We start from the raw sequence: 13,015 nt of genomic DNA, 5'->3' as shown, positions 1-13,015 counted from the left end.
GCACGCGTGATCGATAGCTTTGGGTCGCACACTGGTGATGTCTGGAAGGAACTCAGCATGAACGACAATGATTCCAACACCCCAACAACACCCGAACCTGACGGCTCAAGGCCCGAGCAGAACGCCGAGTCGCATCACGCGCAGGACTCCGCAGGGCGCCAGGTGAACGAGTCGCGACCGGCGTCGGACGCACAGGCGACGGGGGCGGCGTCGAACGACGCAGAACCTGCGTCGGGCGAGTCAGCGCCGCACAACCCCGCGCTCGATGCCGAGGGGCTCCCGCCGCGTCCGGATCTTCCATCGACATGGTCGGCGCCCGCTCAGCCGTACGGACAGACCATGCCGCACGCGCAGCACAGCGGGCATCACCAGAACGGCGCGGCGCAGGCGAACGCGTTCGGCATGCCTCAGCAGCACTCGTATCCGCAGCACCAGGGCAATCCCGCCTATGTCACTGCACCGGGGGCCGCGGTGCCCGGAGCGCCGGGTGGTCACGGCGCGAATGATGGCAACGCGCCCGCGTCAGCGAAAAAGAAGAAGCCAGGAGCGCGGATGCTGGTCGCGGGCCTCGTCATCGGCGCACTCGTCGGAGGCGCCTCCGGTGCCGGTACATTCGCGATCATCGACAGTGCTCAGCAGGGCAACGAGGTGACCAGCTCGGCCCCGAACTCGTCGGTCATGATCAACAACAACAAAGAGGTCACAGAGACGACGGCGATCGCGGCGAAGGCCTCTCCGAGCGTTGTGACCATCTCGGTGCGCGGCTCGCAGGCGGCGGGCAGCGGCTCGGGAATCATCTTGAGCAAAGACGGCTACGTGCTCACGAACAACCACGTCGTCACGCTTGACGGCGAAGCGTCCCATCCCGATATCCAGGTGACCGACGCCGCAGGAAACCTCTACTCGGCGACGATCGTCGGCACTGATCCGATCTACGATCTCGCGGTGATCAAGCTCGAGGACGCCTCGGACATGAAGCCGATGACGTTCGGAGACTCGTCGAACATCAACGTCGGTGATACGGCCGTCGCCATCGGGGCCCCGCTTGGTCTTGACGGCACGGTCACCGACGGCATCGTCAGCGCCCTCAACCGCAGCATCACGGTCGCTTCCTCTGCCGTTCCCGAAGATCCCGACAACGGCTCCGACAAGGACGCGCCCTTCGAGTTCGGTCTGCCAGACGAGCGGGAAGGTTCCACGAACGGCGGGTACGTGTCGCTCGCCGTCATTCAGACGGACGCCGCGATCAACCCTGGAAACTCCGGCGGGGCACTCGTCGACGATGAAGGCGAGCTGATTGGCGTGAACGTCGCTATCGCGAGCGCCGGCTCCGGCTCTGAGAGCGGCTCTTCATCCGGAAGCATCGGCGTCGGATTCGCCATCCCCTCGAACATCGCCGAGCGCATCGCCAACGAGATCATTGAAAACGGATCGGCGACGCACGGTCTTCTTGGCGCCGCAGTGACAAGCGCCGCGAGCGACCCAGACGCAACGGTGTCCGGCGCGCTGATCAAGGACATCACGGCGGGCGGCGCAGCCGACGAAGCAGGGCTCCGAGCGGGCGACGTCGTGACGAAGTACGGTGACACCCCAATCGGCAACGACACCGACCTCGTGGCGCAAGTCAAAGCGAGCGCCGCAGGCAGCGACGTCGTGATCACCTACGTCAGAAACGGCAAGACCTACACGGCAGATGTGACGCTGGGCAAGCTCTCTGAATAGGCGTCCATCCCAAGCGCCCGTGCTGCGACAGCACGGGCGCTTGCGGTGTCGCTGAGCCTCTGCTGATAGGCTCGAGCCGGTCCGACTTCGAGTGGAGAACATGGGAACATCAGCGTCAGAGGTGCCCTCGTCGGGCACACTCCCTGGCGTGTCGTACGTCATGCCCGTGCTCAACGACGTCACTCATGTGCGTGCCGCAGTCGACAGTCTTCTCGGTCAGGATTATCAGGGCCCGTTCGACGTCGCCATCGCCGTTGGCCCCTCGATCGACGGAACCAACGAACTCGTCGAGGCGCTCTCCCGCGCTGATTCGCGCGTGCGCGTGATCGAGAATCCCGTGGGCTCGACGCCGGCCGGCTTGAACATCGCGATCCAGGCGACTCAGCACCCGATCATCGTGCGCGTCGACGCGCACTCCGTGCTCCCGCCCGAGTACACGCGCATCGCCGTCGAGACAATGATGCGCACGGGCGCGGGAAACGTCGGCGGAATCATGGATGCCCAGGGAACGACGCCGTTCGAAGAGGCAGTCGCCGCGGCATACGGATCGCGCATCGGTCTCGGAGGCACCCCCCATCACGTCGGGGGCTCCGAGGGGCCGGCGGACACCGTGTATCTCGGCGTCTTTCGACGAGATGCGCTCAACGACGTCGGTCTCTTCGATGAGCGCATCAAACGCGGTCAGGACTGGGAACTCAACCGCCGCATCCGCCAGGGGGGACATACCGTCTGGTTCACTCCCCGGTTGCGTGTCGTCTACCGTCCACGGCCGACTCTCTCACGGCTCGCGCGGCAGTTCTTCTCGACGGGAATGTGGCGCGGCGAGATCAGCAGGCGATTTCCGGCGCGCAATGTGCTGCGCTATTTCGCGCCACCGCTCATGGTGCTTGCCGTTGCCGTCGCTTCGCTGCTCGGTCTCGTCGGACTCGTTCAGGCGCTCCTCGGCGTCGCTCCGTGGCTGCTTCTCGCGTTCATCGTGCCCGTCGGGTACATTCTGCTCGTGATCGCGGCCGCGATCACGATGCCCGGCGTTCGCGGCGCAGCGGTGCGGCTGTGGCTGCTGATCGTGCTTCCGTGCATACACTTCTGTTGGGGAGTGGGATTCATTCCGGGCTTCCTGCTCCTCGCCGGCAACATCGCCGCGCAGAAGTACGAGAAGGGTGAGGGCTCCCGTGTCGCTCCCGAATGACGATCGCCCCCGTCGTCCTCGCACCATCGCAGAGCTGCGTGCGGTAGCGCAGCCCGACGAAGTACGCTCGCGCAAGAACGCCGAGCACTGGACGGCCGGCCTGTACCTGCGCGATCTGTCACCGTACGTGACGTGGCTGCTGCTTCGCACGTCGATCAGCGCGAACGGCGTCACAGGCCTCATGATCCTGAGCGGCTGGGCCGTGGCAGCATCCCTTCTCATTCCCGGGTTCGGGGGAGCGGCTCTCGCGCTTGTCATGTGCCAGGTGCAGATGCTCATTGACTGCTGCGACGGGGAGGTCGCCCGGTGGCGCAAGACGTCGTCTCCCGCAGGGGCGTTTCTGGATGCTGTCGGGCACTACACGACTGAAGCGCTTATTCCCGTCGCTCTCGCCATTCGTGCCGCGGGATACCCCTTCACCCCCGACGGCGACTATCTGTGGACGACGCTCGGCCTCGGCCTCGCTCTCGTGCTCGTTCTGAACAAGGCGCTCAACGACATGGTGCGCGTCGCGCGTGCCAATTTCGGAGCACCAAAGCTCACGTACTCCGACGACGAGATGGCGCCGAGCGGCGGTGTCCTTGCCCGCTTGCGTCGACTGGCAAAGGTGATTCCGTTGCATCGAATCTTCCACTCGGTCGAGATGACGATGGTGATCTTCGCAGCATCCGTCGTCGGACTCTTCGTCGGGGACCGGGTGGCGATGCGCGCGACCCTCATCGGTCTTCTCGTCGTCGCCGTTCTGACTCTCGGCGGCCACTTTCTCGCGATCATGGCGTCGAAACGTGTCCGCAGCTGAGGCCGCCCGCCCGAGCGTCGGCGTCGTGGTGCTCACGCAAGGAGCCCGGCCAGACGAGCTGAGCGCGGGAATCCACTCGGTGCGCGCACAGGCGGGCGTCGACACCGACATCGTCGTGGTGGGCAACGGGTGGCAGCCGGTGGAACTGCCCGAGGGTGTTCGCGGCCTGGGTCTCAGTGAGAACCTCGGTATCCCCGCTGGACGCAACCGCGGCGCATCGCAGGTGACGGGGGAGTACATCTTCTTTCTCGACGACGACGCGACGCTTCCGAGCGAGACGTTCCTGGCAGATGCGATCGGCCTCATGCGCGCCGACCCCGGCATTGGGCTCGTCCAACCCCGGCTTGAGGATGCTGTTGACGGCCGCGCGCCCCGCCGGTGGATTCCGCGCATCCGCAAAGGTGACCGGAGACGATCGAGCAACATCTTCTCGTGTCTCGAGGCCGTCATCGTTATGCCGAGGGCGGTGTTCGACGCCTGTGGCGGGTGGGGAGATGACTACTTCTACGCGCATGAGGGAATCGAACTCGCGTGGCGTGTGTGGGATCAGGGCAAACGCGCGTGGTACGCCGGAGAGCTCGTGGCAAATCATCCGTTTGTGCATCCGACCCGCCACAGCGACTACTACCGCCTGAATGCACGAAATCGCGTCTGGCTTGCGCGCCGCAACCTGCCGTACGTGCTTCAGCCCATCTACGTCGCGGCCTGGACGGGGATCACGCTTCTCCGCTGGTGGCGCAAACCAGATGTGCTGTCGATCTGGTTCGCCGGCTGGCGTGAGGGCTGGATTGAGAACCCGGGAGCGCGATCGCGCATGAGCTGGCGCACAGTCCTCCGTATGACGGCAGCGGGTCGACCACCCATCGTCTGATGGGCTCCAAGCAAACCGTTATCTCGCCTCGCTACGGTAAAGCACGATGAACGTGATCGGAGACGCCCGAAAAGCGGTGCAACTGGGCAAGAAACTCGTCGACAACCGTCGGGCGCACGTTCAGCTGCGCCAGAAGGTTCGCTCGCAGCCCCCGCTTCAGCCTGGACGCTTCAAGATCGCTGTGTACTTTGCCGACGAGGCTGTGAATATGTACCAGATTCGTCAGTGGTACAAGCCGCTCATCGAACTTGCCACGACCTGGCCCGTGCTGATTCTCAGCCGAGGCTCGACAGCCGCGCTAGCGCTCTTCGATGAATCGCCCCTGCCCGTCACCTACGTGCGCACAGTCGCAGACCTCGAGAAGACGGTCGCGAGGCAAGACCTCCGCGTCGTCTTCTATGTCAACCAGAACGCCAAGAATTTTCAGATGTTCCGCTACGGCCAGCGGTGGCATGTGTTCATCAACCATGGCGAGAGCGACAAGATGTACATGACCACAAACCAGTTCAAGGCGTACGACTACAGCCTGATCGCGGGAGATGCGGCGCGAGCGCGACTGGAGAGGGTGCTCTGGGACTACGACTTCGATAAGCGCGCTATTCCCATCGGCCGGCCGCAGGCGGACCACTTCTCGGGCGAGCTGCCCTACACGCCCGATGATCGCATCGTCGTTCTCTACGCGCCGACGTGGGAAGGCGATCGTGCAGCTGCCGCGTACGGCTCCATCGCCAGCCATGGAGTCGGCCTCGTGCGCGCTCTGCTCGCGACCGGGCGCCACCGCGTGATCTATCGTCCGCACCCGCGCTCCGGCGTCGTCAACAATCTCTACGGGCAAGCGAACCGAGAGATCATCGGGATGCTCGCTGAGGCGAACAAGTCCGATCCCTCCGCGCAGCACGTCTACGACAACGGGTCAGAGATCGGCTGGCAGATCGCCGCGGCAGACGTCGCCATCACCGACATCTCGGCGATGATCTATGACCGTCTCGCCACGGGCAAGCCGCTCATGGTGACGCGGCCCGCGAGTGAGCGCGCGAAGATCGATGAGGGCGGTTACCTGTCGGCCTGTGAGTGGCTCGAGATCGACGATGTCGCAGACGTGACCGAGCATGTCGATCGTCTGCTCCACGATCCCGAGACGGTCGAGCGCATCAACACGTGGTCGGAATATTACTTCGGAGACACAACGCCAGGGGCCGCGACGAGGCGTTTTCACGATGCAGTCGAGCACCTCATGGACGAATGGGACGTGCACGCTCGGCGTCACGAGTCGGAACTCGCCCAGCGCGTCGTCGATTCGCCCCGCTGAACCGCGCTCCGCGAGAAGTCTCAGCGCGGCTCGAACTCTGCGGGAAGCACGAGAGGCGCCGGCCCGAACGCGCTCCGAGCACTGCGCACAACCTCGCGTCCGGCGAGGTGATTTCCCACCCCGCCGATGACCGCGCCGATGCCGAAGGGCACGACTTTTCCGAGCAGCGTGCCTCCCTTCGTCGTCACGAATTTCTTGAGAAAGCGGCGCGTGAGCTCATCTGCGACCGGCCCGACAGCGGCCTGCGGGAGGTTCGCGGTGATCATCTCACCCCAGAAAGCAGACCGAGGCCGTGCGGTCTTCATGAGCTCGCCCGAGAACTGGCGCAGAATATCCTTGCCCGAAGATCCCAGCATCATGGTGATGACGAGGGCTCGCGCACGGTCAGGATCCGATACCAGGAGGCCGTGCACCTCAGCGACAGACTGTGCGAAAAGCGCTGAGGACTCGAGAAAGCCGACGGTCTCCGCTCCCGCGAGGGCGATGGCCGTTCCTGTTCCCACAACCGGTATGGCCGCTGTGGTGCCGACTGCGGCGCCGCCCGCTGTGACGGCCGACAGGTACCGGCGTTCGAGCGTACGCAGCATCTGTTCGTTCGTGGCCTCGGGATGGCGCCTGCGGATGCTGCGCAAGTGCGCCACGACGACGGGGCGCTGCACTGAGAGAACCTTGTCGAGGGCGGTGACCCAGATGGGAAGCGGGTCAGCACGTCCGGTGGACGACGCTGCCTCCGCTGAGACGATTTCGAGATTCGGCCGGCGTTCGGGTGTCGACATCGCGCCTCCTGACTGTGCTGAAGCCAGTTTTCCGTGTTCGACTGGGCGAGACCTGCGAGTCAGCTGTTGTACTCGGCGTTGTACCGATCGAGAACGTCGTCGATCGACGAATCGAGAACAAGCGATCCACGATCCAGGTACAGGCCACGCGTGCAGAAACGTCGAAGATCGCGTTCATTGTGCGACACGAAGAAGAGCGTACGGCCGCCCGCAAGCATCTCGTCGATACGCCGATAGCACTTCTCGCGAAAAGCCTTGTCGCCGACCGCGAGTACCTCGTCGACGAGCATGATGGGCTCGTCGAGCTGAGCGATGACGGCGAACGCCACGCGAACCTTCATCCCGCTCGACAGGTGCTTGTACGGCGTGTCCACGAAATCCTGGATCTCGGCGAAGTCGATGATCTCGTCGAACCTCGCTTCGATCTCTCGGCGGCTCATGCCGTGCAGTCCAGCCGTGAGATAGACGTTGTCGCGTACGGTCAGATCGTTGACGAAACCGCCGGTGATCTCGATGAGGGGTGCCACGCCGTCGGAGACCGTCACCGAGCCCTCGTCGGGGAGCAGCACGCCCGCGACGAGCTTGAGCAGCGTTGATTTGCCCTGCCCGTTGCGGCCGACGACGCCAATTGCTTCACCTCGTTCCACGGTGAACGAGACATTTCGCAGCGCCCAGAATTCACCAGGTCGTGAACGGCGGTTCTTGCCCGCGAAGAGGTCCTTGAAATTGCGGCGCCCGCGCCTGTTGCGGCGAAAGCGAACACCGAGGTCGACGACCGAGATCACGGATGCTGTCATCACAGCTCCTTCAGAACGCTGCGCTCAGATCGGCTGAACACGATGATGCCGATCACGAGAAGTGCGAGGGAGACGAGGGCAGACATGCCGATGGCGAACCAGTTCAGCTGATCAGGAAAGAATGCCGAGCGGTAGATCGACATGATGCCCGCGAGCGGGTTGAATGCCGCGATCGGTTGGATCGCGTCGGGAAGATCGGTGAAGCCGTAAATGATCGGTGACGCATAGAACAGGAAGCGGAGAATCAGCTTCGTCGCACGCTCGAGGTCTCTGAAGAACACGACGGCCGGTGCGATGATCAGTCCGAGTGCCATGATGAGCGTCGCCTGAAGCACGATCCCCAGGGGGAAGAGCACGATAAGCCAGTTGACCGGTGCGCCGTAGACAACCGCGAAGATCGCGAGCACGGGAAGCGAAGCGACGAACTCAATGCCCTTGGAAAGCACGAGCCGGTTCACCCAGATGCTGCGTGGAATAGATGTGGACCGCACGAGCTTCGCGTCCTTCAGAAAGGCGCGCGTGGAGTCTGACACTGTGCCGGTGAACCACATCCATGGCAGCAGGCCCGCGAGGAGGAAGACGATGTACGGCTGCTCGCCGATGCTGTCGCCGCGATTGAAGACCACGGTGAAGACGAACCAGTAGATGCCCGCCATCACCAACGGGTCGATGATCGACCAGACGTATCCCAGCGCGCTCGTAGAGTAGCGCACGCGAAGATCGCGTTTCGTCAGCAACCAGAGCGCGCTTCGATAGCGGGCTGCCCGTGTCCGGGGCGAGCTCGGAATCGCTGCTGATGTCACAGCCTCCAACATAATGCCAAAAAGATGCCGGCACGTGCATGGCACGTGCCGGCATCTGATCGTTCGGTGCTACACGAACAGGTTCGCCTGCTCAAGGTCTTCGGCGAAGTCGACCTCGACGGCGTACAGATCCGAGATGTCCATCGGCTCGACGAGAACACTGTCGTGTGCAATGGCGAGCTCGAGGCCGCGCTCGAAATAGTCCTGATCGTCGACGCGCTGAAGCTGGCGGATGAACTTCACCTTGTCGGCGCGCGAGATGTAGTTGATCCCGACGGCTTCGCCGAGCGCGCCGTTCTTGACAGTCTTCGAGAGCTGCTTGATGTATCCTTCCGCGCTCGTCGTGTACTTGACCTCTTCGTCAGAGACCTTTGAGGTGTTGACTGTGACGAACGACTGATCGCGTGCCACAAGCGCGGCGGCGCGCTCCAGCACGGACGGATCGAAGACGACGTCGCCGTTCATCCACAGAACGCCACCGGCAGACGACGCCTTGAGCGCGCGGAGCAGGCTCTTCGACGTGTTCGTCTGGTCGTACTGCTCGTTGTAGACAAAATTCGCGTCGGGGAACGCCTCGATGATGTGCTCGAGCTTGTATCCGACGACGATCGACACCTTGACGTTCTTTCCGAACGCCTGGTGGATGTTGTCGAACTGCTGCTGCATGATCGTGCGACCATCGTTCAGCTCAGTCAGAGGCTTGGGGAGCGAGCGCCCGAGCCGGCTGCCCATCCCCGCAGCTAGAATTACGACCTGTGTCGTCATGGTGGCTCCTCACGTTGCGATTCGAGCCAAACATCGGCGGGTGTTTCCCCTGGTGTTACGCGATGTTTGCTCGTCGGTAAATGCTGTGACACCCCGTTATGCCAATTTCACGTTAGCGGACGACGCTGCGCGAATAACCATGTCTGGGAGCTTGTTGCGGTTTCGTAACCACACGCTCGGTGTTCTCTCAGGCAGTAATTGAGCGAAATAGTTCTTGCGGATGAGGCGCTTGTCAGGCGCGCTTGATAGATTTCATGGGTGACTTCTGCGCCTTCGCCACTGCCCGATGAGACGCCGCCGACCGATTCCGCAGAGAGCAAAGGGGATCGGTCCGGGGCTGACTCGGACGTCGCGTCGCAGAGTCAGGCAGATGCTGCGGGAGATGCCCGACCTGCTGGCGATGCTCGGCCCACGTCGGGTTCGCGCCCGAAGGCAGCATCATCATCTCAGCGTGAGTCGGCGGCGAAGAAGAAGCCCGCAACAAGTCGCTCATCCGTCGCCGAGGCTCCGGTGAAGAGCGCGCCGGCGGGCTCGTCGTCTGCGTCTCAGAAGTCTTCAGAACCCCAGAAGTCGCCCGCGGCGAAGAAGCCGTCGGCCTCGGCCAAGAAGCCGGCCTCCAGTTCTGCACGAACCACGACCGCGAAGAAATCGACGGCGACAAAGTCGGGTGCCACAAAATCGACGACGCAGAAGTCGACATCCAAGAAGTCGACGTCTGCGAAGACCACGTCGACGTCGGGGACGTCGAGTACCGCAGCGTCAACGAAGAAGCCGGCGGCATCCGCCACCAAGAAGCCCGCAGGCGCTGCCGCCAAGAAGCCGGCGACAGCGGCTGGCTCGTCGACGACGGCCGCTGGCGATAAGCCGACGTCGGCGAGCAAGAAGCAGGCATCCGCCGCGTCGCCGAGATCAACGACGTCGAAGCCGAAGACGTCTCGCAGCACGACAGCAGATTCGAAGACGACGGGCTCGAAGACAACGGGGCCGAAAAAGTCAGACCCGAAGACAACGGCAGCAAAGAAACCTGCCGCATCCACAGACGTCCCGTCGCTCTCGTCCGCCGAGCCTGCGGGTACGGCATCGGACGCGTCGGCCACGCCGAGAGCGTCGAAAGCATCGGCTGCTCAGAGCGCAGCTCGAAAGCCTGGTACAGCGGCAACGCCGAAGGCGAAGGAACCTTCCGGAGCCGACGATGCGCGGCCAGAATCAGCGGACGAGACGCCGGTGGCACCCGCTGGCGCGATGAAGAAGACACAGGCGACGAGCTCAGGCGCCGACACCTCGTCGCCCGCGCCCACCATCTCTGTGTCCGAACGCGTCAGCTCTGCTGCTCGCGACGCCGCAGACGTCTCGGCGGCCGAACAGGTCACGGCGACGCAGGAGATCAGCGATCCCGACGACGATTCGACGCCGAGCGTCACTCAGTCGGAGGACGACGTGCATTCTGATCGCGGCGATGCACCGCAGGCACGCCCTGTGGGTACGGACGTCGTCTCTGGCGCGACCACCTGGGTGCGAAGCGCGTGGAAGCGCACGCGCGAACGCATGTCGGATGAGCGGGAGAAGGCTGCTGAGCGGGCGAAGAAACGCGCGGAAGCGAAAGCCGAGAAGGCCGCAGCGGCCAAGGACGCCGCCGATCAGCTGCTCACCGCCGCCGCAGACGCCACACCGCGAGGAGCCGTCTCGATGTCCGGGCTGCGCAAGGAGTTCGGAGACACGGTCGCTGTCACATCCATTGATCTCGACATTCCGTCGGGGTCCTTCTACGGGATCGTCGGGCCGAACGGTGCGGGAAAGACGACAACACTCTCGATGATCACGGGTCTCCTGCGGCCAGATGCAGGGACCGTGTCCGTTGGGGGAGTAGACGTCTGGAGCGACCCTGCGGCAGCGAAGCGCATGATGGGCACGCTGCCCGATCGAATGCGCCTGTTCGACCGGCTCACCGGTGCCCAGCTGCTCTACTACTCTGGCGTTCTTCGCGGACTCGACAATGTGACCGTTCGCGCACGCGTGAAGAGCCTGACGCGCGCATTCGGGCTCGACGATGCGGTGGGACGCCTGGTGTCGGATTACTCGGCCGGCATGTCGAAGAAGATCGCGCTCGCATGCGCGCTCATCCACTCGCCGCGCGTGCTCGTGCTCGACGAGCCCTTCGAATCTGTTGATCCAGTCTCGGCTGCAAGCATCACCGAGATTCTGCAGAAATACGTGGAGAACGGCGGCACCGTGATTCTCTCGAGTCACGGCATGGAATTCATCGAGCGCGTCTGCGACAACGTCGCGATCATCGTCGGGGGAGAGCTGCTGGCAAGCGGAGCCGTGGACGACGTGCGCGATGGAGGCACCCTGGAGGAACGGTTCATCGAGCTCGTAGGCGGGCGCAAGGCGACGGAGGACCTTGAATGGTTGCACAGCTTCTCCGACTGAGGCTGCAGCTCTCGCTCGGTGCTGTTGCGAGGCGTCCGGGCCGCGTCACCGGCGCCATTCTGCTCATCGTTGTCGTCGGTCTCGGAACGTGGGCCCTCGTCAACGGGCTGATCGGGCTGGCTGACGCGAGCGCGTCGAACGCGCGCGACCTGCTCGTTGTCACGGGCTCCTTCGTCGTCCTCGGGTTTCTGCTCATACCCTCCATGCTCGGCGTGACGGATCCGCTCGATCCAAGGACACTGGCCACCTTCAGCATCCGCAGTTCTGTCCTTGCTCCGACGACGCTGCTGGCGAGCCTTCTCAGCATCCCGAGCCTCGTGCTGGTCGTGCTCAGCTTTGCGACGGTCGCCACGTGGTCACGGGGCGCACTCGAAACCGTGTTCGCTGTCGTCAGCGCACTTCTCGCCATCGCGACGTGCGCGCTGGCCGCGAGAATCGCCGAGCAGGTTGCGAGCGGAGCCTTCGTGACGCGCAAATCCCGCGAGCTCCGTGTCGTCTTTCTTCTGCTCGCGCTCGTGCTCGTCGCCCCCGCGATCATCTTCGTTCTCGGCATCGACTGGGGCGCAGGAGCCGGTCTGAGCGACTTCGGGCGCGCCGCCGACGCGGTGAGCTGGACGCCGTTCGGTGCGGTGTGGGCGGTGCCGGGAGAGGTCGCCCTCGGAAATATGGGTGCGGCCATCGGAAAGCTGGCCATCGCCGCGGGCACAACCGCCGTTCTGTACGTCGCATGGTGGGGGCTCGTGCACCGGGCTCTGCACACGGTGACGCGCGAGATCCCGGAGGGCGGGTTCGGCAGCCTCGGGTGGTTCGATGTGCTCCCCGCGCGCGCCTCGAGCTCGATCGCTGCTCGAAGTCTCAGCTATTGGGGACGGGATGCACGCTACATCGTCTCGATCCTGATCATTCCGATCTTGCCGTTTCTGCTGATTCCGCCGCTGCTCATCGCCGGAGTCCCGGCGCAGCCGCTCGCACTTGTGCCGCTGCCCTTCATGTGCCTCTTTCTCGGCTGGTCGCTTCACAACGACCTCGCCTTCGACGCAAGCGCAGTCTGGCTGCACGTCGCGTCAGGCGTTCGCGGCTACGCAGACCGGCTGGGGCGCACGGCGCCGACACTTCTCATCGGCGTTCCCATCGTCGTTATCGGCTCGATGATCTCGACAGCGTTCTACGGAGACTGGTCCATCTTGCCGAGCCTGTTCGGCGTTTCGACATGCCTGCTCCTCACCGCACTCGGTGTCGCCAGCTACCTCTCGACGCGATTTCCCTATCCGGCCGCCGCTCCAGGCGACAGCCCCTTTCAGCAGCCGCAGTACAGCGGTTCGCGCGGAGGCCTCAGCCAGACATTCGGGCTGCTGGTCCCGGTGATCCTGACCCTCCCTGCGCTGTTCTTCGCGTGGCAGACGCTGAGCGGCGACACCGACGCAACAATGCTCCCCCTTCTCGTCGGAGTGGGCACCGGCATCCTCGTGTTCGTTGTGGGCATCTGGGTCGGCGGCCGCGCCTTCGACAAGCGCGGTCCCGAGATCATCGAGTTCGCCACCTCACACTGACGAC

General features: G+C 64.0%; 12 protein-coding genes. 7 read left to right on the top strand and 5 right to left on the bottom strand.

The annotated features are described in order from the left end of the window. The first annotated feature begins 57 nt into the window (after nucleotides 1-57). The 5 genes from ATJ78_RS12940 (at nucleotide 58) to ATJ78_RS12920 (ending at nucleotide 5,890) form a co-directional block, all read left to right on the top strand. Nucleotides 58-1,722 (top strand): S1C family serine protease, encoded by a 1,665-nt coding sequence (locus tag ATJ78_RS12940; protein WP_098408621.1) that lies wholly within the window; start codon nucleotides 58-60, stop codon nucleotides 1,720-1,722. A gap of 100 nt (nucleotides 1,723-1,822) precedes the next feature. Beyond that, a complete protein-coding gene (locus ATJ78_RS12935) occupies nucleotides 1,823-2,911 on the top strand; it encodes a glycosyltransferase family 2 protein (RefSeq protein ID WP_098408620.1) in 1,089 nt (362 codons plus the stop codon). Continuing rightward, entirely contained in the window at nucleotides 2,895-3,710 is an 816-nt protein-coding gene (locus ATJ78_RS12930) for a CDP-alcohol phosphatidyltransferase family protein (protein ID WP_098408619.1), read from the top strand. The genes ATJ78_RS12935 and ATJ78_RS12930 overlap by 17 nt, the downstream gene beginning before the upstream one ends. After that, nucleotides 3,697-4,581 carry a glycosyltransferase family 2 protein gene (locus ATJ78_RS12925; protein WP_098408618.1) on the top strand — a complete coding sequence of 295 codons (885 nt, stop codon included), beginning with the start codon at nucleotides 3,697-3,699 and terminating at the stop codon, nucleotides 4,579-4,581. The genes ATJ78_RS12930 and ATJ78_RS12925 overlap by 14 nt, the downstream gene beginning before the upstream one ends. Nucleotides 4,582-4,627: 46 nt before the next feature. Next, nucleotides 4,628-5,890, top strand: coding sequence for a CDP-glycerol glycerophosphotransferase family protein (locus ATJ78_RS12920; RefSeq protein WP_098408617.1), 1,263 nt, complete (start codon nucleotides 4,628-4,630; stop codon nucleotides 5,888-5,890). Between the two features lie 20 nt (nucleotides 5,891-5,910). Here ATJ78_RS12920 and ATJ78_RS12915 read toward each other — a convergent pair whose 3' ends face one another. From ATJ78_RS12915 to ATJ78_RS12895, 5 genes are all read right to left on the bottom strand, one after another. Then, nucleotides 5,911-6,666, bottom strand: a complete 756-nt coding sequence (locus ATJ78_RS12915; RefSeq protein ID WP_098408616.1) for a hypothetical protein — start codon at nucleotides 6,664-6,666, stop codon at nucleotides 5,911-5,913. A gap of 59 nt (nucleotides 6,667-6,725) precedes the next feature. After that, the gene (locus ATJ78_RS12910; protein ID WP_098408615.1) at nucleotides 6,726-7,463 is read right to left on the bottom strand and encodes an ABC transporter ATP-binding protein; all 738 of its coding nucleotides are present in this window, start codon (nucleotides 7,461-7,463) and stop codon (nucleotides 6,726-6,728) included. After that, nucleotides 7,463-8,266: an ABC transporter permease gene (locus ATJ78_RS12905; protein WP_434061498.1), complete on the bottom strand. Its 804-nt coding sequence runs from the start codon at nucleotides 8,264-8,266 to the stop codon at nucleotides 7,463-7,465. Before ATJ78_RS12905 ends, ATJ78_RS12910 begins: the two co-directional genes overlap by 1 nt. A 69-nt stretch (nucleotides 8,267-8,335) precedes the next feature. Continuing rightward, the gene (locus ATJ78_RS12900; RefSeq protein ID WP_098408614.1) at nucleotides 8,336-9,031 is read right to left on the bottom strand and encodes a phosphocholine cytidylyltransferase family protein; all 696 of its coding nucleotides are present in this window, start codon (nucleotides 9,029-9,031) and stop codon (nucleotides 8,336-8,338) included. Nucleotides 9,032-9,576: 545 nt separating this feature from the next. Further along, entirely contained in the window at nucleotides 9,577-10,128 is a 552-nt protein-coding gene (locus tag ATJ78_RS12895) for a hypothetical protein (RefSeq protein ID WP_098408613.1), read from the bottom strand. Nucleotides 10,129-10,273: 145 nt separating this feature from the next. On the opposite strand from ATJ78_RS12895, the gene ATJ78_RS12890 reads away from it, so the two are divergent. Both ATJ78_RS12890 and ATJ78_RS12885 read left to right on the top strand, forming a co-directional pair. Continuing rightward, nucleotides 10,274-11,461 carry an ABC transporter ATP-binding protein gene (locus ATJ78_RS12890; protein ID WP_245836320.1) on the top strand — a complete coding sequence of 396 codons (1,188 nt, stop codon included), beginning with the start codon at nucleotides 10,274-10,276 and terminating at the stop codon, nucleotides 11,459-11,461. Further along, the gene (locus ATJ78_RS12885) at nucleotides 11,437-13,011 is read left to right on the top strand and encodes a hypothetical protein (protein ID WP_098408612.1); all 1,575 of its coding nucleotides are present in this window, start codon (nucleotides 11,437-11,439) and stop codon (nucleotides 13,009-13,011) included. Before ATJ78_RS12890 ends, ATJ78_RS12885 begins: the two co-directional genes overlap by 25 nt. The last annotated feature ends 4 nt before the right edge of the window (nucleotides 13,012-13,015 follow it).

Source organism: Paramicrobacterium agarici, assembly GCF_002563955.1.
GTDB classification, from domain to species: Bacteria; Actinomycetota; Actinomycetes; order Actinomycetales; family Microbacteriaceae; genus Paramicrobacterium; species Paramicrobacterium agarici.
The sequence above is the reverse complement of the archived record's forward strand: the minus strand, read 5'-3'. Positions and strand labels throughout refer to the sequence as shown.

What these genes read in the sequence shown, in the direction of transcription:
- ATJ78_RS12940 (WP_098408621.1), top strand. Translation starts at nt 58, where the DNA reads ATGAACGACAATGATTCCAACACCCCAACAACACCCGAACCTGACGGC.
- ATJ78_RS12935 (WP_098408620.1), top strand. Translation starts at nt 1,823, where the DNA reads ATGGGAACATCAGCGTCAGAGGTGCCCTCGTCGGGCACACTCCCTGGC.
- ATJ78_RS12920 (WP_098408617.1), top strand. Translation starts at nt 4,628, where the DNA reads ATGAACGTGATCGGAGACGCCCGAAAAGCGGTGCAACTGGGCAAGAAA.
- ATJ78_RS12915 (WP_098408616.1), bottom strand. Translation starts at nt 6,666, where the DNA reads ATGTCGACACCCGAACGCCGGCCGAATCTCGAAATCGTCTCAGCGGAG.
- ATJ78_RS12910 (WP_098408615.1), bottom strand. Translation starts at nt 7,463, where the DNA reads ATGACAGCATCCGTGATCTCGGTCGTCGACCTCGGTGTTCGCTTTCGC.
- ATJ78_RS12900 (WP_098408614.1), bottom strand. Translation starts at nt 9,031, where the DNA reads ATGACGACACAGGTCGTAATTCTAGCTGCGGGGATGGGCAGCCGGCTC.
- ATJ78_RS12890 (WP_245836320.1), top strand. Translation starts at nt 10,274, where the DNA reads ATGAAGAAGACACAGGCGACGAGCTCAGGCGCCGACACCTCGTCGCCC.
- ATJ78_RS12885 (WP_098408612.1), top strand. Translation starts at nt 11,437, where the DNA reads ATGGTTGCACAGCTTCTCCGACTGAGGCTGCAGCTCTCGCTCGGTGCT.